Genomic DNA, 18,058 nt, shown 5'->3' on the forward strand with positions numbered 1-18,058 from the left:
TCACCTTTATTCGACAGCCAGGCTCACCGGAGCGAAACATCATGCAGTTCACCCACGAGCACCAGGAGCTGCAGCGCAGCCTCAAGCGCTTCATCGACAGCGAGATCAATCCGCAGGTCGATGCGTGGGAGGCGGCCGAGATGTTTCCCGCCAGGGAGCTGTTCAAGAAGATGGGCGCACTGGGTTTCCTGGGCATCGCCAAGCCCACGGCGTTCGGCGGCCTGGGCCTGGACTATTCGTATGCCATGGCCATGGCCGAAACCCTCGGCCACATCCAATGCGCAGGCGTGCCGATGGCCATCGGCGTGCAGACCGACATGGCGACGCCGGCGCTGGCCCGGTTCGGCTCGGACGAACTGCGCAGGCAGTTCCTCGCGCCGGCCATCAGCGGCGATGCCGTGGCGTGCATCGGCGTGTCGGAACAGGGTGCCGGCTCGGATGTGGCGGCGATCAAGACCCATGCGCGCAAGGAGGGCGGCGACTACGTCATCAACGGCAGCAAGATGTGGATCACCAACAGCCTGCAGGCCGACTGGATGTGCCTGCTGGCCAATACTTCCGATGACGCCGCGCACCGGAACAAGTCGCTCATCATCGTGCCGATGGACACCCGGGGTGTATCGGTCGGCAAGAAGATCCGCAAGATCGGCATGAACGCGTCGGACACCGGCCTGATCTACTTCGATGACGTGCGCGTGCCGCAGCGTTACCGCATCGGCGACGAGGGCAGGGGCTTCACCTACCAGATGCTGCAGTTCCAGGAGGAGCGGCTGTGGGCGGCGGCAAGCAACCTGCAAATGCTGACGGGGTGCATCGACGCCACGATCGAATACGCTCGCGAGCGCAAGCTGTTCGGCGCCAGCGTGCTGGACAACCAGTGGGTGCACTTCAAGCTGGCCGAGCTCAAGACCGAAGTGGAGGCGCTGCGCGCGCTGACATATCGAGCGTGCGAGCTCTACATCGAGGGCCAGGACGTGACCGAGCTGGCCTCCATGGCCAAGCTCAAGGCGGGGCGGCTTGCCCGCATCGTGCCGGATACGTGCCTGCAGTTCTGGGGTGGCATGGGCTACACCTGGGACAACCCGGTCTCGCGCTTTTATCGTGACGGGCGCCTCGCCTCCATCGGCGGCGGCGCGGACGAGGTGATGCTCGGCATCATCTGCAAATACATGAACACGCTGCCGGGCAGGAAGGATTGAGCGATGGCCGTGCCGCATGCCTTCCGCTCGGTGTTGATCGCCAATCGCGGCGAGATCGCGCTGCGCATCCAACGTACCGCCCGGCGCCTGGGGATGCGCACCATCGCCGTGTATGCGGAGGCCGATCGTGATGCGCCGCATTGCCGGGCGGCGGACCTCGCGCTGCCGATCGGCGCATCGCAGCCGCAGGCTTCCTACCTGAATATCGAGGCGCTGCTGGAGGCCGCGCGACGGTCCGGCGCGGAGGCCGTGCATCCGGGCTATGGCTTTCTCGCGGAAAGCGATGCTTTTGCCGCTGCCTGCGTGGACGCTGGCCTCGTCTTCATCGGGCCGGCCGCCGGCTCCATCCGCGCCATGGGCAACAAGGCCGGCGCCAAGCGCCTGATGCGTGTCGCGGGCGTTCCGTGCGTGCCCGGATACGAAGGCGAAGACTCGTCCGACTCACGCATGGCGCAGGAGGCCGCGCGCATCGGTTATCCGGTGATGATCAAGGCGGCGGCCGGCGGCGGCGGACGTGGCATGCGGCGCGTCGATCAGCCGGAGCACTTTTTCGCCGCGCTGCGATCCGCGCGCTCGGAGGCCGGGCATGCGTTTGGCAGTGACGAGCTGATTCTCGAGAAAGCCATCACCGCGCCGCGCCATATCGAGATCCAGGTGTTCGCCGATCAGCACGGCCATGTGGTCCACCTGGGCGAGCGTGATTGCTCGGTTCAGCGCCGGCATCAAAAGCTGATCGAAGAGTCGCCATCGCCCGCCGTATCCCCTGGGCTGCGCGAGCGCATGGGTGCCGTTGCGGTCGCGGCGGCGCGCGCGATCGGCTACGTTGGCGCGGGCACGCTGGAATTCCTGCTTGCCCCGGATGGCGCGTTCTACTTCATGGAGATGAACACGCGCCTGCAGGTGGAGCATGCCGTGACCGAGGCAGTGCTTGGCATCGACCTCGTGGAATGGCAGCTGCGCGTGGCAATGGGAGAAGCCTTGCCGATGACGCAGGGGGAGATCGATGCTCGCCGCTCACGTGGCGGCCACGCCATCGAAGTGCGCTTGTGCGCGGAGGACCCGCAGCAGGATTTCCTGCCGCAGAGCGGGACGGTGGTCCGCTGGCGTGCGCCGCGCGAGGCGCGCACCGACCACGCCTTGGCCGATGGCCTGGTCGTGTCGCCGTTCTACGATTCGATGCTGGCCAAGATCGTGGCGCACGGCGTCGATCGTGCCGATGCATGCAGGCGCCTTGCGAAGGCGCTGGAGGAGTGCCTGCTGCTTGGCGTGCGGACAAACCGCTCGTTCCTGCAGCAATGCGTCATGCATCCCGCGTTTCTGGCGGGCGAGGCATCGACGGGATTCATCGACGAGCACTTTCCCGCGCCCAGGCGCCAGCGGCAACCGCCCGGTGATGCGGCACGCCAGGCGGCGGCCGTGCTGCTCGCATGTCGGCGCGGCGAGGGAAGTCGACGCTATCCGGCCGAATTGCAGGGTTGGCACAGCAGTCGCGCGTATCCCGCCATCTGCCGCCTCACGCTCGACGGCGAGCCCGTGGACATGCGTATTCGCGCGCTCGCCGCGCAACGCTGGGAGCTTGCATGGAACGGGGGCGCGATCGAGGCCGAGCTGGTCTCGTCGGCCGCCGATCGCCTGACCCTGCGACTCGGTGACGCGCTGCATGTGGTCGACTACGCGGCCATCGAATCCGGCGGCTGGTTCGTGATGGATGGCGTCGAACATCGGGTCATCGATACCACCTGCGCCAAGCCGGGGCGCCAGGGCGCACAGGCCGGCAGCGGCCGCATCAGCACGCCGATGAATGGCCGCGTCGTCGCGGTGCATGTCGCCGAAGGCGAGGCGGTGGTCGCTGGGCAGGCGCTGCTGGTGGTCGAGGCGATGAAGATGGAGCACAGCATCGCGGCGCCGTTCGCCGGCGCGGTCACCGGGCTGTACACACAGGTGGGTGCGCAGGTCGCGCCCGGCGGCGTGCTGGTGGAGATCGCCGCGGCCTGAGTCGGGCGGGTGACGCTCAGGGCGAGGTGCGAAGGATGAATCGCACGGCCTGGTCGGCCAGTGCATCGATGCCGATGCCGGCGCCTTCCTGGTACCACTGGGCCGTCCAGTTGAGGGCGCCGAACATCAGCAGCCGATCCAACGGCGTAGGTTGTGCCCATTCACCCGATGCGTGGAGGCGCTCGATCACCTGCGACCAGATGGATTCGTAGCGATCCTTGAGTGCGATGATGTGCGCTTGCGCCGAAGTATCCAGCGAGCGCCACTCATAAAGCATGACCGGAATGAAGTCCTGGTTTGGCGCGAGCAGGGTGTGGAGGTGCGCCCTCACGAGCCGACGCAGCGCCTCGCGCGGCGCCAGGCCATCGACATCGATCGCCTCGATGTCGGCGAGCGCCACCGTCAGCCCGTGCTCGATGACCGCCTGCAGGATGTCCTGCTTGGTCTTGAAGTAGTAGAACCAGCTGCCCGCGTGCACGCCGGCCGCGGCGGCGATGTCACGCACGGTGGTGTTGCCATAGCCCTTTTCGCGAAACAGCCGTGCCGATTGCTGGATCAGCTCCCGGCGCAGGCCCTCGTTGGCGTCCTGCGCCGGGCGGCCGCGCTTGCGCCGCGGCGCGGCTTCGGCGGCGGGCGCGGGCCTGGACGGTTGGGAGTGACGCGACTTCGGCATGCCTGTACCCATCGAATGCACCGCTGCATCTTAGCGGCGCTGCGGTATCGCGGGCATCTTTGGCTGGAACGTGAAAAAGGAATGAGCGAGGCAAGCCTGGCACGGGGAGGGGTGGATCAATGCCAGGCCGCCTCGCTCATGGTCGAACCTTGCCCTTTCCCAGCCGGGAAAGGGCGCCATGCGCGCGGACTATGGCTTGCCCACTGACATCGACTGCGGCGCATCGTGCGGGTCGGCGCCCCAATCCTTGTTCGGCTCGGGGCCCATGGTGAGCACCAGCGTGGCGCCCTCCGCGATATCGGCGTGACTGAACCAGGGCCTGGTCCACGGCTTGCCGTTGAGCGTGGCGGACTGGATGTAGATGTTCTTCGCCGAGTTGTTGCGCGCGACGATCTCGAAGATCTTGCCGTTGCCCATGTGCAGGCGAACGCGGTCGAAAATCGGGCTGCCGAGGATGTAGTCCGGGCTGGATGGGTCGACCGGGTAGAAGCCCATCGCGCTGAGCACATACCACGACGACGTCGAGCCCTGGTCGTCCATGCCCGGGAAGCCGTAGCCACTGGCGTCACTGCCATACATCTCATCCAGGATGCGGCGGGTCAGCGCCTGCGTCTTCCAGGGCTGGCCGCTCCACGCATAGAGGTACGCCGCCTGCTGGTCGGGCTGGTTGCCCTGCACGTACTGCCCGATCAGGCCGGTGCAGTCGCGGCAGATGCCCTTGGCGGTATACGGCGTGGAGAAGAAGGCGTCGAGCTTGGCGTTGAACGCGTCGCGCCCGCCGAGCAGGTCCATCAGGCCCTGCACGTCATGCGGCACCAGCCATAGCGTGGACCAGCCCGAGGCTTCCTTCATCATGAAGTTGTAGTACGGCTCGCCCGGATCGAATGGCGCAATCCACCTGCCGTCCTCGGTGCGCCCCCGGACGAAGCCTACGGACGGATCGAATACGTTGCGATAATTCGCGGCGCGACGCAGGAACATCCCGGCATCGTCGGCCTTGCCGAGCCGGCGGGCGACGTCGGCCAGCGCGTGGTCATCCCAGGCGTATTCGAGCGTGGTAGCGGCGCCCGCCTTGCCGCCTGCATAGGGCGGACTGGGATTGCCCGGCGGCACGATGTCGGAGATCCAGCCGTTCTTCATGTATTCGGCCAGATAACCGCGCGGCCCCTTGGGGTCGGTCGCATTCTTGCGCAGGTACTCGTAAGCGGCCGCATAGTCGAACGGAATGCCGCGCTGCCACGCGCCGTCATAGAGCAGCACGGCATGGTCACCGTGGAACGACGTGTCCATGTAGCCGCGTTCGCGCGCGCGATCCAGCTCCGACTGCATGATGTTCTTGATGACATCCGGCTCGAGCAGCATCAACAGCGTGATCTGGTTGCGACCGGTGTCCCAGAAGGGCACCGGGCCATAGCGATCGTAACCGGCCACCTGCACCTTGCCGTCGCTGCCCGTGAAGTGCTCTCCCTTGCGCGCGAGCAGGCGCGGGCTGGCGAACGAGTGGTACAGCGTCGAGTAGAACAGCATGCACTGTTTCGGCGTCCCGCCGGTGACCTCGACGCGGTCGAACAGTTTCGACCAGGCCGCGCGCGCCTGGGCATGCACGCGCTCGAAGTTGGCATCGGGATCTTCGTCGTGCAGTCGCTGCGCGGCTTCTTCGGCACTGTGGCCGTGGGCGATCTTGACCAGCACCTGCTCGCCGGCCTTCGTATCGAAGGTGACGTAGGCGCCCGCATAGCTGCCCGTCACCGCGCGCCGTTGCGGCTGCACGTCCGCGTCGCCGATGCCGTAGCCTTCATGGTCGTGGTCCGCGCGGAACGTGCCGAAGGCGGTGAACGGCCGCGAGAATTCGGCGACGAACCAGGAGCCGTCCGAGTCGCGCTCCGGGCGTCCGACCTTCGAGACGCCGCGGATGGTGCGGTCGCCGACGACTTCCACGTCGCCACCGGAACGGCGCAGGTTGACCACGACGTTCGAGCGATGGCTCTCGGGAAAGGTGAAGCGCATCAGGCTGGTGCGCTGCGTCGCGGTGAGCTCGACCTTGGTATGGAAGGTGGCGAGATCCACGGCGTAATAGCCGGGCGAGGCCTTCTCGCTGGCCTTGTCGTAGGTCGATTGCGCGTAATCGGGCGGCACAGTCCAGTCGCCCACCACCGGCATGATCATGGGTGATGCGCGGCCGCCGTAGGTCGAGCCGCCGCCGGTGAAGCCGATCATCGTCGGCCTCGGGTAGTAGTACGACATGCCGACGCCCGCGGGATAGCTGAGGTCGACGTTGAGATTGACCGGGGTCGCCTCGGTCGAGCTTTGCGGCATCGTCGCGCCTGGCGACGTCATGCCCGAATAGAGGGGCTCGCCGGGAGGCGGCGAGTTGCCGATGAGTTCCTGCCGGTCCAGTGGCGCCGTGCCGACCAGCGGGTTGGCGATATCGAGGCTCGATGCCGCGGTGGACGGCGTGCCGCCCTTCGTGGCATAGGCCGCGCCGATGCCTGCGAGCGCGACGAGCGTGGCCGCCAGTGCATGGCGACGGAAAAGCCCAAGCGATGGTTTCATGTGATCTTCCAAAAAGACGGGTCGATCATGGTGCCGGGCAAGAAGCCCGGCCCCATGCGCGCTTCTCGCTTAACCACCATCTCCAAACTTGTACGTCAGGCCCACGTAGTACTGGCGCCCGGCGTATTCGAGCTGGTACAGGCGTGCCGTCGTATCGCCGCCCAGGTACTGGCGCGGCAGCGACTTGGTCAGGTTGATGATCGACGCGGTCACCATCAGGTGCTTGTTGAACTCGTAATCGCCGTTCAGGTCGATCTGGTTGTACGGCTCCGTGTAGATCGGGAGGCCGGCGGCCAGGCCCTGCATGGTGCGGCCCGTCCAGTTGCTGGTCGCACGCAGCAGCAGGCCGTTCTTTTCATAGAACAGCGAGACGTTCGCCGCGTACTTGGCGCTGCCGATCAGCTCCGACTTGCCCACCATGGTGTCGCCGAGCGAGACCGGCGTTTCGTTGGTCTTGTTGAGCGTGTAGTTGGCGATGTAGCCGAAGCCCGAGTTGAAGGTGTGCTGCGTGTAGAGCTCCACGCCCTTGGACGTGCCCGAACGGCCGTTGGCGTTGGTGCTGTACTGCATGAAGTTCTCTTCCGTGCCGCCCACGTTCACCGTGATGTTGTTGACGGTGACCGGCACCACGAAGTTCTTCACCTTCTTCTCGAACAGGTCGAGGCCGACCACTGCCTCGGGCGCGTAATACCACTCGCCCGCCAGGTCGAACTGCGTCGCCGTGAACGGCTTCAGGTCGGCGTTGGCGCCACTGCCGTACCAGCCGGGCAGGGGCGCGCCGAACTGCTTGCGGTCGTTGTAATAGGCCTGGGTGTTGTTGGTGAGGTTGCCCAGCTGGGCGAGGTCGGTGTAGTTGGCGCGGGACATCGCCTGCGAGCCGGCGGCGCGCAGCACGAAGTCGTCGGCAAACGTCCATGCGATGTTGAAGCTCGGCAGGAGCTTGTTGTAGCGCTTGGAAGTCGACGCATTGGAGTACGTCTGGATCACCGACTGCTCGCGCGGCAGGTACTGGAAGTCGCCCGGTGCGCACGCGCCGCCGCCGGCGTTCACGCCGCTGGCAGGGCAGATGAGGATGTTGCCGTTCGCATCGTGGTAGTACACCGCGTTGTTGGTGGTGATCTGGTCGGCGACGGTGAGGTCCTGCTGCGTGCTGACGAATCGCAGGCCCACGTTGCCGCGCAGCGACTCCGTGGCGAAGTTCGCCTGGACATAGGCGGCCGAGATCTTTTCCTGGATCGTCGACTTGTCCTCGGGATGGTTGTAGACCACCCGGTCATACGTGGAGTTGAGGTGGTTGTAGTACGCCGGGAAGTTGATCGCCGGGAAGACGCTGTCGTTGTACGCCTCGTTGCTGCCGTCGAGCATGCCCGGCAGCAGGAAACCCGCGGGCAGCTGGCCGGCATTGGGGTCGCAGGTCTGGAACTGCGAGGTGGTGCCCTTGCAGTACCAGCGCAGCTCGTTCTGCTGCTGCTCGGCATGGTTGTCGCGGTACTTCGCGCCGAACTGCAGCGACTGCAGCCAGCTGTTGTCGAAGGCCCAGGTGAAGTCCAGCTGCGCGAAATTCTGCGAGTTGGTGGTGTTGACCATGTTGGAGCCGGTCGAGCCCAGGTCCACCTGTCCCGCGCCGGCAAGCATGTTCTGCAGCACTTCCGGCGACGCCGTCAGCGTCGGCTTGCCATTCAGCGTCCAGGCGGCGCCGTTGCTGCCGTCCACCCACTGGCCATTGACGAAATTGCGCGGCTTGGCAGCCATGCCCAGTTCGATCGACGGACCACCGGTTGCCCAGGTGCGGCCGACGTTGAACGATCCACTGAGGTTGCCGCCGTTGTCCCACTCGCCTTCGAGGTTGATGGTCTGCGAGGTGGCCTTCTCGACCGAGTAGTTGCCGTTGAGCCACGGGATTTCCGTGGAGCACACGTCCACCGGCTGTCGCGTCGCGCCGGTAACCGGGTTGGTGATCGAGTTGCACCCGGTGCCCGCCGGCGGAAGCACGTAGTTCGCACCGGTAACGACCGTGTGCGACGGGTCGAACGTCAGGCCATTGGGGGCGAGCAGGCGGCCCTGCTGGTCGGCATAGCTGCCGGTGGGCAGGCCCCACTCGGGGACTTCGAGGGTATTGGTGATCTGCGTCTGCTGGCGCTGGAAGCGGAAGTAGTTGCCCGTCAGCAGGAAATGATCGCTGGGCTTGAACTGCATGGTCGCCTGCGCGCCCTTGGTCTTCAGGTCCAGCTGGTTGCGACTGGTGGCGAACTGCTGCGGCATCCAGTAGCCCGAATAGCCCTTGCCGGCCTGGTCGACCACGCCGCCGCCGGACCACAGGTCGATGTTGGGCGCCACGTCGGCGCCGTACGGCTTGCCATGCACGTCGGTAGGCGGCGCGGTGCAGGTCGCGTGGTCGGTACAGTCGTTGGACCACCAGTGCCAGCTCGATGCGTTGGCGGTGTAATCGACATCGCGACGCTTCTGGTACGAGCCCGCGAGCAGCACGCCGAAGGTCTCGTCCTTGTTCTTCCACGACCACAGGGCAGAGCCTTGCGGGGTGATCCTGCTGCTGTTGTCCGAGCCTGCGGCGTTGATCGAGACGAAGCCGTCATTGGCCTTCATTTCGAGTGGACGGCGCGTGCGCAGGTCGACGTTGCCGCCGATGCCGCCTTCGTCCAGGCGCGCCTCGAGGCTCTTGTAGAGCTTGATGTCCGAGAACATGTTGGCGGGCATCAGCGTGTAGTTGAACGAACGCGTCAGGCTGGCCGACGTGTCGGCCGACGCGACGTAGTTGCCGTTCAACTCGGTGAGCGTCAGCTCGGGCGCGAGGCCGCGGATGCTGACCGTCTTGCCTTCGCCCGATTCGCGGGTGATGACCACGCCAGGCACGTGCGCGAGTGCGTCAGCGATGTTCTTGGCGGGAAACTGCGCGATGTTCTGCGCGTTGATCACCTCGACGATGGAATTGGAATCGCGCTTGTCCTGCATGTTCTGGTCGACCGACTGGCGGAAGCTCGTGACGACGACGGTTCCCAGGGTCTTTGCCTCGTCGGCCTTTTCCTTGGCGGTCTTCTGGTCGGCCGGCTTGGATTTGGCGGACTCGGTGGCTTGCCCCGACGTCGTCGTCGGGGTTGCGGCAGGCGCCGGCGCCTGCTGGGCGAAGGCCGTCGCCGGTGTGCCCAGGCAGCCACCCAGGATGGCCAGGGTAAGAGCTGCGTACAACGGCTTGCGCGTGGATGCGTGTGGCAGGTAAGTCATGTTTTTCTCCCCATACTTTTGATGTGCGCCCTTCTACTGCGGTCGGCGCGGTGATCCCCCGTTTGATCACTGCTTGGTCTTCATGCCGAAGGCGTCCTCCTGTCCTGGATTGGATCGATCTAAATTTCTGATGAGCGAAAGGGTGCGAGGCATTTCCTGGACGGAAGCTCAGAACCCGGGAAGGGCGGTTGCGAACATGCGTGCGCCGCGGCGCAGGGATGCGGCGTGATCGGCCATCACCTGGCCGGTGGTGGGCGAATGGATACGGTCGAGGCGATGCTCTCGCGTGGCGCCGCGCCGGGTTTCGCTCATCGATGCATGGCCGCGCGATCGTCGAGCGACAGCCGGCGTGGATAGGCCAGGGGCGGCGTGGTGCGTTTCGCTGTCGACATGGCGACAACGGCTCGGGCAGCAGCGCGCCGGCGTCCCCACAGACGAAGGCGCGCGTGCCGCGCCGAAGTGCGCGAATGGAACACGGACGATTTTTGGTTTCATGCGGCGGCTTCCCAACTCCACATCAACCCATCCGGCGCGAGGGGGAGCCCGCACGACGACAGTGCGCCGTACACGTGCCCATCCCGCACCAGCCCTCAGATCCTCCTGGCCGGATGTGATGTGACTCACGCTCGGCTTTGGATCGATCTAAACCCCTGGTGGCGCAAATTAAGACGCCGAACACGCAAGCTGTCACGCTGCGCCGCAAAAACACCGCTTCGAGCGGCTGGGCGCTGCCTCGACGGTATTCTCGAAATGCCTGCGGGTCCGCGACTTCTTACCCGTGCCCGGCTGTAGGGAAGGTAAGCGGCCTGAGCCTGGCGCCGGCGCGCGGGTCCTCGCCGTGCCGTGCGTGGCGATCTTGCAGTGTGGGTCGAACCGCACGGGAAGTCGTCGACGGCATGCGCCCCGCGTGGCGTTGCGTCCCGATGGGCGAACGCCGGTTCGTTTCATCGGCGACGCGGGGCCGTTCACCGCAGCTCACGATCGGGCTTGCATATTTGTCCGACAATCGGACAACCTAGAAGAGCGCGGCGCGTGGCGCCGCTTCATGCGAAGCCGATAAGGGAAGGGCGGATGACAGGCAGCATCAAGGTACGGCGTATGGGCGTCTGGATGGCCATGGCTGCAGCCATGGGGCTTGCCTCGACAGCCGCGGTGGCCACAGACCAGGCGGTCTGGAACGGAAAGACGGCGCCGCTGGCGACGCCTTGGACAGCGGAGGTGTCGCCGGACAACGCGTTGCCCGAATATCCGCGTCCGCAACTGGCGCGTCCTTCCCTTGACCAGCCCCGCTGGCTGAGCCTCAACGGCTTGTGGCAGTTCGCGGCAAGCGACGCGCAGGGCTCGCCGCCATTCGGCCAGGCACTGAAGGATCAGGTGCTGGTGCCTTATCCGATCGAATCGGTGCTGTCGGGCGTGCAGAAGCACGCGGACTTCATGTTCTACCGCCGGATGGTGGATGTTCCGTCCGCCTTCACCGCGCACGGCCAGCACGTGCGCCTGAACTTCGGCGCCGTGGGGCAGGACGCCACGGTATACGTGAACGGCAAGCGGGTTGCGCAGCATGCGGGCGGCTATGCGTCCTTCAGCGCGGACATCACGTCGGCACTTCGTGCGCAGGGCCCGCAGGAGATCATCGTCGCCGTGCACGCGCCCGTGGACGGCGTCAACGTGATGGTCGGCAAGCAGCGACTGAAGCCCGAAGGCATCTTCTACACCGCGGCTTCGGGCATCTGGCAGTCGGTGTGGCTGGAGCCGGTGCCGGCCACCAGCCTGGCGCAACTGGACTTCACTGCCGCGCACGGCCTGGATGCCTTCACGGTCACCTCGAAAGTGAACGGCGGCCAGGACGGCGCGACGCTGCACGTCACGGCCTATGCCGACGGCAAGGCCGTGGGTGAAGCGACCGGGCCGGCCGGTCAGCCGCTGCATCTGGCCATTGCGCAGCCGCATGCATGGAGTCCGCAGGATCCTTTCCTGTACACCTTCAAGGCGACGCTCACGCACGGCGACCAGCGCGACGAGGTGACCAGCTATGCGGGCCTGCGCACCATCGCCGTCGAGAAGGTGGAGGGACGCAACCGCATCGTGCTGAACGGCAAGCCGACCTTCCTGCTCGCCACGCTCGACCAGGGCTACTGGCCGGATGGCATCTACACCGCGCCCACTGACGCGGCACTCAAGTTCGATATCCAGAAGACCAAGGATCTCGGCTTCAACACCATTCGCAAGCACATCAAGGTCGAGCCCGCGCGCTGGTACTACTGGGCCGATCGCATCGGCCTGATGGTGTGGCAGGACATGCCCGCGCTGCCGAACGGCCACAACGAGAAACTCAGCGACGCCGACAAGACCCGCTTCCGCGCGGATGTCGCGGCGATCGTCGGGCAGCTCAAGGGTGAAACCTCGATCATCGGCTGGATCCCCTTCAACGAAGGCTGGGGCCAGTGGAGCATCCCGGCGGCTGCCGAGCTGTCCGCGCAGATCAAGCAACTCGACCCCTCGCGACTCGTCGATGCGCGCAGCGGCGCCAACTGCTGCGACACCAAGGGCGACCCGCAGGCCGGTGACGTCATCGACGTGCACGATTACCAGGGGCCAGGCTTGCCCAGCCCGGATGCGCGGCGTGCCGCCATCGACGGCGAGCATGGTGGCCTGACACTGGGCGTCCCGGGGCACGTGTGGCCCAATACGCCGATCAATCCCTATGGCGCGGTAAAGGACCGCGACGCGCTGAACGCCGGCTACGTCGCCAATACCGCCGTGCTGCGCGACAAGGGCGTGCCCAAGGGCATGTCCGGCAGCGTCTATACCCAGATCACGGATGTCGAAGGCGAACACAACGGCCTGTACACCTACGACCGCAAGGTCGAGAAGGTGGACGAAGCCCAGGTGCGCGCCATCAACGAGGCAACGATACGCGCCGGCACGCAACCCTGAGGCTGGCGCACGGCGAGACGGCCGGCCTGCCGTCCCGCCGTGCGATCCGCGGCACCAGGGTCGCGTGGTATCCGTGCCGTGTTGATTATTGGATGTCGACCTGTGATCGAAGGTTGGCCAGTTCGTCGATCAACACGCGGATGTTTTCGCTGTAGTCCACCGGCACCGTGACCAAGTGCACGCCGCCAGCCTGGAAGGCAGCTTCCAGCGTCGGCAGGAACGCGTCGGCCGATCCGATCCGATGCCCGTGGGCGCCATAGGCCTTGGCGTACGTCACGAAGTCGGGATTGCCGAAACTCATGCCGTAATCCTTGAAGCCATCCACGGCCTGCTTCCAGCGGATCATGCCGTAAGCGCTGTCTTCGATGATCAACACGACCAAGTCGAGCCCGAGGCGTACGGCGGTTTCGAGCTCCTGGCTGTTCATCATGAAGCCACCGTCCCCGCAAACGGCCATGACGCGCCGATCCGGGTGCAGCATCTTCGCGGCGATGGCCGAGGGCAGGCCGGCGCCCATGGTGGCAAGCGCGTTGTCGAGCAGCAGCGTATTGGCCGTGTAGGTGCGATAGCCGCGCGCGAACCAGATCTTGTACATGCCGTTGTCCAGGCAGACGATGCCATCGTCCGGCATCGCCCGGCGCACATCGTGCACGATGCGTTGCGGCAACAGGGGAAAGGCCGACGAGTCGTTCGATGCATTGATGCGCTCGAGAATGCTCTGGCGAAGCGCAAGCATGTCGGGGACCGCCTTTACCCGCCCGGCAAGCCGGTCGGCCAGCGCGGCGACATTGGCGCCGATATCGCCGACCAGCTCGGCATCGGGATAGAACACTTGCTCCACATGGGCGGATTCGTAGCCGATGTGGATCACCTTGGGGCCGCCGGTGGCCTTGCCCATCAGGAACGGCGGTTTCTCCACCGTGTCGTGGCCGATGGCGATCACCAGGTCCGCGCGCGCGATCGCCAGATGGATGTAGTCGTGCTCCGAAAGCGCCGCCGTGCCAAGGTAAAGGTTCGAGCCGCCCGTGACGGCGCCTTTGCCCATCTGCGTGTTGAAGAAGGGAATCTGCAGCCGGCGCACGAAATCCGAAAGCGGCTCGACCAGCCGGGGGCGATTGCCGGCGGCGCCCACCATGATGATCGGGCAGGATGCCTTGAGTATCATCTGCGCCACCTGCTCCACGGCACCGGGGCTCGCCACGGGCGCATCGACAGGGTGTGGCGGCACCGGCCGCACGTCGGCTTCTTCCACGGCGATGTCTTCGGGCAGCTCCAGGTGTACGGGTCCCGGGCGCTCTTCGCTTGCCACGCGAAAGGCATCGCGCACGAGTGCGGGGATGGACGAGGCGGAGACGATCTGCCGTGTCATCTTGGTCAGCGGGCGCATCGATCCCACCACGTCCACGATCTGGAAGCGCGCCTGCCGCGCACTCTTGATCGCCTTCTGTCCGGTGATGATCACCATGGGCATCGCACCCAGGTGCGCGTACGCGGCGCCGGTGGTGAAGTTCAGCGCACCCGGGCCCAGCGTGGACAGGCAAACGCCCGGACGCCCGGTGAGGCGACCATGCGTGGCGGCCATGAATGCCGCGGCCTGCTCATGCCGGGTCAGCACGAGCTCGATCCCGGACGTCCTCAGCGACTCGACGAAGTCGAGATTCTCCTCGCCTGGGATGCCGAAGATCCGCTCGACGCCTTCATTCTCCAGCGCCGCAACCAGTAGATCCGAGCCTTTCGCCATGTCGCGTTACCTCAGTGGCTTTCGTTGCATCAATAATGGAGATTCAACTCGGGGACCTGGCTGCGATTGAGTTCATACAGGTCCTGGAATTCTTCCTCCGTCAGCTCGTCGGGCGCATAGACGGCGACGCTGTCCCAGACGCGATCGGTGGGCTTGGGCTGCCGGGGCCCGCCGCGAAGAGAAAAAACGATGCCGTCTTTTTCCAGGAGCTCGGGCGCCTCGTCCCGTTTCTCCGTTTTGACGACATGCGGCCCGACCAGGTAGATGATGGAAATCACGATGTCCTCCTGTGTAAGCCTCCGCAGACCCTGAGCCTGCGCAGTGGGGTGTTCGCTGGCGATTCGTGTCGCCTTTGCATCGCTTGTCCCGCGTGAGGCAGGGCCCGGCCTTCAGGCGGAGGGCTCCTGCCCGGCCCATGGCGCACGCCAGGCGGGTGCATCGAACGGATCAGCGAAATATTGGGTTTCACGGGCCACCTTTCCATCCTGAAATTCCATGATGCTGACCGTGTATGTCGATTTGTCCAGGTACTGGATGACGTACTCGGTGACCCAGAGATGGTTTTCTCCCACGATGCGGCGGACGGTGAACCCGGAGGGTTTGCCTGGGTGATGGCTTCGCAGGGCCTGCAAGTTCGCGCGGCCGTGGATGATCTCGCCGGACTGCGGATAACGGCATATCACGTCATCGCGATAGATGTCATGCTCCTTCGCCTGGTCGCCCGCGGCTGACGCCGCCCAATGCTGCTCGATCGCCGCCCTGATGTCCTGCACGCTCACGGCAGGCTTTCCCTGTGGTTGGACGCCGGCGCGGCGGCGCGGACGCCGTTCGATGCTGGAGCACCATATCTGCTTGGCATGGCGGTATCGATTGGCCTGGCAGGGTTGACGTCGACCGTGACGGTGGATGCGCTGTGCTGGCGCATCGATGGTTCCGCACATTGCAGCATGACCGGAGTGAGTGCTTCGTCGACTCCGCTTTCCCGCGCGCCAGGCTCGGTCATGCAAGGTGTCGCTCGCGATGGTCGTAGTACCATCCGGGCAAGGCGCGACGGCCCTCGCGATGAACCGGCTCACGCCACGACCGGCGCATGGTGATCGGGCGTGCATCGGGCGGCGCCGGGCAAAAAGGAAACCATCGCGATGCGTAGCCGTGCCGATCGAGGTGCCTTCTGGCCGGGAAGGCCGGTACCTAGGGCGTTCTTCGAACGGCCTGCAACCACGGTCGCGCCTCAATTGCTCAACAAGGTCCTGGCCTGCGCCGACGGCCGCTCGGGCAGGATCGTGGAGGTCGAGGCCTATGCGGGGCCGGTTGATCCCGCCGCCCATACCTATCGCGGCAAGACGCCAAGAAACGCCGTGATGTTCGGCCCGCCCGGGCACATGTATGTCTACTTCACCTACGGCATGCACTGGTGCTGCAATTGCGTGTGCAGGCCGGCGGGCGAGGGCGTGCTGATCCGGGCGCTCGAACCGCTGCACGGGCTGGAGCGGATGCAGGAGTCACGGCCCGTCGGGACGGCGCGTCGCGACTTGTGCCGCGGACCGGCGCGGCTGACCCAGGCGCTTGGCATCACCGGGGCGCAAAACGGCATCGACCTGGTCACGGGGCGCGACGGCTTTGCCGTCCTGGATGACAGCGTGGCGCCACCTGACGGCGTGACGGGCACGCCCCGCGTCGGGATCAGGGTGGGCGTCGAGTTGCCATGGCGTTGGCGGGTGCCGAACAGCCGTTACGTGTCCGGCCCCATCAACCGATGAGCGGAACGCCACCATGCGCGTCATCCGTCGAGGCAACCAGGCGCCCTTAGACGATACGCACCTGGTTGACGTTGTTCTTCGGATCCATCCAGAACGCCTCATTCGCGAACCGCCCGAAGATCTCCCGCGGCAGGATGGGCTGGCGCTCGATCGATTCCACCTTGGGCCGGACGGCATGCAGGCCCGGCATACCGACGCGGGCATCGAACTCGTCGGCGTGGTATTCGATATGGTCGAAGTCGTGCTCGAACCAGGGTTCGTCGAGGAACTGGTAGACGGCCCGCACGGCGGTCGCCGGGTCGCTCACCAGGCTCTCGTAGGTCAGCATGAGCAGGTGATCTTGCGCGTAAGGGCCGTAGAAGGCCTCCTTGGTGGCCTGGTAGGCAAAGCCGACCATGCCGCGCGGATCGGTCATGGCCTCGACGCGCGAATACACCGTGGTATTGGTGTCGAAGCGAAACACCTTGCTTACGCTGACGGGTTGCCTGCGCACCAGGCGCTCCATGCTGTCCAGCACCCATGCCAGGTGACGCACGCACGCAATGACCTTGACGCCGGGAAACAGCGTGTCGAGCAGCTGCATCCGGCTGCACCAGAGTCGGCTGGTGTCGAATATCACGCTGGCGCCCGGCTGGACCGAGTAGAAGTTCTCGACCAGCCCGCGCAACAGCGCAACGCGCTGCTCGTCGGAGACATCGAATGAAAAATCGTTCTTGCTGCTGGCTTCGGCAATCACCACGCCCATGATGTCCGCCAGCGGACTGGTCATGCCGGCGCGAAAGCGCGGGTTCTGGTTGAGAATGGCGGCAAGCAGCGTGGTGCCGGAGCGCGGCAGCCCGGAAATGAAGTGGAACTTCCTTGGCGGGTTGCTGGCGTCTGGCATGGCTGGCATGTGGCACTCCTCTCGATCGATGGCGTGGACGGCAGAAGGTCTCGCTCAGGGCGCGGCCGCGGTCGATGCGCGCATGCGCATTTCATAGCCGACTTCGACCATGCGTGCCTCTCCCTTGCCGAGTATGCGCAGCAGCAACTCTTCGGTGGCGCGCCGGCCCATGTCGCGCACCGGTTGATGCACCGTGGTCAGCGGCGGCCACACCTGCGTCGCGATGGTGGTGTCGTCGAAGCCGCAAATGGAGACCTCGGCGGGCACTGAAACGCCCGCTTCGGCGGCAGCCCAGATCGCGCCGACCGCCATGTCGTCGTCGGCGGCAAAGATGGCGGTGGGCCGGCGTTTCAGCGAAAGCAGCCGGCGCGCCGCGGCCACGCCCGATTCGAAGGAAAACTGGCCCTGCACCATGTAGGCAGGGTCTTCCTTCAGCCCTGCGCGCTTCAGGCCGTCGCGGAACCCGGCGAGGCGCCAGATGCCCGCGCCGTGCTTAGGGTCGCCGATGATGTGCGCGATGCGGCGGTGCCCCAGCGAGGCGAGGTGATCCACCATCGCCGCGGCGGCTTCGCGCTCGCGCAGCATGACCCCGATGCAGCCCTTGGGCTGGCGCGGGGCGATCGAGGCAAACGGAAGATCGTTCTTGCGCAGGTGCTCGAGCAGTTTCGGGTGATCCGTGATGGGCGGAGTAAGGATCAGCCCGTCGGGGCGGTGCCGCGAAAGGATGCCCTCGACCCGTTCGACGAAGTCCGCCGCCGTGGAGACCAGGGGCTGCACCATCATGCTGTACTGGCTCGCCTCGCACGCCTCCAGCACGCCCGCCTGGACTTCCATGATGTAGCTGGGCGACAGGTTGTCGTACAGCAGGCCGATGGAGAACGAGCGGTTCGTTGCCAGGCTGCGCGCGGAAGTCAGCGGCCGGTAATTGAGTTCCGCCACCGCCGCGAGCACCCGGTCCCGCACGGCGTCGCGCACGTTCGGCTCGTTGTTGAGCACGCGCGAAACGGTCTTTTTCGAGGTGCCGGAGGCGCGGGCGACGTCGTTGATGGTCACGCGTGACATGGAAGCCTTTGCGTC

At 65.7% G+C, this 18,058-nt stretch carries 12 protein-coding genes; 4 read left to right on the forward strand and 8 right to left on the reverse strand.

What is annotated here, in order from left to right; translation table 11 throughout:
* The first annotated feature begins 41 nt into the window (after positions 1 to 41).
* Both JMF82_RS09245 and JMF82_RS09250 read left to right on the forward strand, forming a co-directional pair.
* Complete coding sequence (locus JMF82_RS09245; RefSeq protein ID WP_201314241.1) at positions 42 to 1,199, forward strand: acyl-CoA dehydrogenase family protein; 1,158 nt, start codon at positions 42 to 44, stop codon at positions 1,197 to 1,199.
* 3 nt (positions 1,200 to 1,202) lie between these two features.
* Positions 1,203 to 3,194: a biotin carboxylase N-terminal domain-containing protein gene (locus tag JMF82_RS09250; protein ID WP_201314242.1), complete on the forward strand. Its 1,992-nt coding sequence runs from the start codon at positions 1,203 to 1,205 to the stop codon at positions 3,192 to 3,194.
* Positions 3,195 to 3,210: 16 nt separating this feature from the next.
* Here JMF82_RS09250 and JMF82_RS09255 read toward each other — a convergent pair whose 3' ends face one another.
* The 3 genes from JMF82_RS09255 to JMF82_RS09265 all read right to left on the reverse strand — a co-directional run bounded on the left by JMF82_RS09255 (position 3,211) and on the right by JMF82_RS09265 (position 9,660).
* Entirely contained in the window at positions 3,211 to 3,867 is a 657-nt protein-coding gene (locus JMF82_RS09255) for a TetR/AcrR family transcriptional regulator (protein WP_201314243.1), read from the reverse strand.
* Between the two features lie 189 nt (positions 3,868 to 4,056).
* On the reverse strand, positions 4,057 to 6,420 hold the full coding sequence (locus tag JMF82_RS09260; protein ID WP_201314244.1) for a GH92 family glycosyl hydrolase: 2,364 nt from the start codon (positions 6,418 to 6,420) through the stop codon (positions 4,057 to 4,059).
* Between the two features lie 69 nt (positions 6,421 to 6,489).
* Positions 6,490 to 9,660: a TonB-dependent receptor gene (locus JMF82_RS09265; protein WP_201314245.1), complete on the reverse strand. Its 3,171-nt coding sequence runs from the start codon at positions 9,658 to 9,660 to the stop codon at positions 6,490 to 6,492.
* A 1,116-nt stretch (positions 9,661 to 10,776) separates the two neighbouring features.
* Between JMF82_RS09265 and JMF82_RS09270 the strand changes: the two genes are divergently transcribed.
* Positions 10,777 to 12,597 (forward strand): sugar-binding domain-containing protein, encoded by a 1,821-nt coding sequence (locus JMF82_RS09270; protein ID WP_201314246.1) that lies wholly within the window; start codon positions 10,777 to 10,779, stop codon positions 12,595 to 12,597.
* Between the two features lie 85 nt (positions 12,598 to 12,682).
* On the opposite strand, the gene JMF82_RS09275 is transcribed toward JMF82_RS09270, so the two are convergent.
* The 3 genes from JMF82_RS09275 to JMF82_RS09285 all read right to left on the reverse strand — a co-directional run bounded on the left by JMF82_RS09275 (position 12,683) and on the right by JMF82_RS09285 (position 15,117).
* Positions 12,683 to 14,338 (reverse strand): acetolactate synthase large subunit, encoded by a 1,656-nt coding sequence (locus JMF82_RS09275; RefSeq protein ID WP_201314247.1) that lies wholly within the window; start codon positions 14,336 to 14,338, stop codon positions 12,683 to 12,685.
* A gap of 29 nt (positions 14,339 to 14,367) precedes the next feature.
* Positions 14,368 to 14,607, reverse strand: a complete 240-nt coding sequence (locus tag JMF82_RS09280) for a hypothetical protein (RefSeq protein WP_307837964.1) — start codon at positions 14,605 to 14,607, stop codon at positions 14,368 to 14,370.
* Positions 14,608 to 14,727: 120 nt separating this feature from the next.
* Entirely contained in the window at positions 14,728 to 15,117 is a 390-nt protein-coding gene (locus JMF82_RS09285) for a nuclear transport factor 2 family protein (protein ID WP_201314249.1), read from the reverse strand.
* A gap of 363 nt (positions 15,118 to 15,480) precedes the next feature.
* Between JMF82_RS09285 and JMF82_RS09290 the strand changes: the two genes are divergently transcribed.
* Positions 15,481 to 16,098: a DNA-3-methyladenine glycosylase gene (locus tag JMF82_RS09290; RefSeq protein ID WP_201314250.1), complete on the forward strand. Its 618-nt coding sequence runs from the start codon at positions 15,481 to 15,483 to the stop codon at positions 16,096 to 16,098.
* 46 nt (positions 16,099 to 16,144) lie between these two features.
* Here the strand turns inward: JMF82_RS09290 and JMF82_RS09295 are convergent, their stop codons facing one another.
* Together JMF82_RS09295 and JMF82_RS09300 are read right to left on the reverse strand one after the other, a co-directional pair.
* Positions 16,145 to 16,990 (reverse strand): sulfotransferase, encoded by an 846-nt coding sequence (locus JMF82_RS09295; protein ID WP_201314251.1) that lies wholly within the window; start codon positions 16,988 to 16,990, stop codon positions 16,145 to 16,147.
* Between the two features lie 45 nt (positions 16,991 to 17,035).
* Positions 17,036 to 18,043 (reverse strand): LacI family DNA-binding transcriptional regulator, encoded by a 1,008-nt coding sequence (locus JMF82_RS09300; RefSeq protein ID WP_201314252.1) that lies wholly within the window; start codon positions 18,041 to 18,043, stop codon positions 17,036 to 17,038.
* Between the last annotated feature and the right edge of the window lie 15 nt (positions 18,044 to 18,058).

The sequence above is a fragment of the Dyella sp. EPa41 genome, from assembly GCF_016586165.1.
Classification (GTDB): domain Bacteria; phylum Pseudomonadota; class Gammaproteobacteria; order Xanthomonadales; family Rhodanobacteraceae; genus Dyella.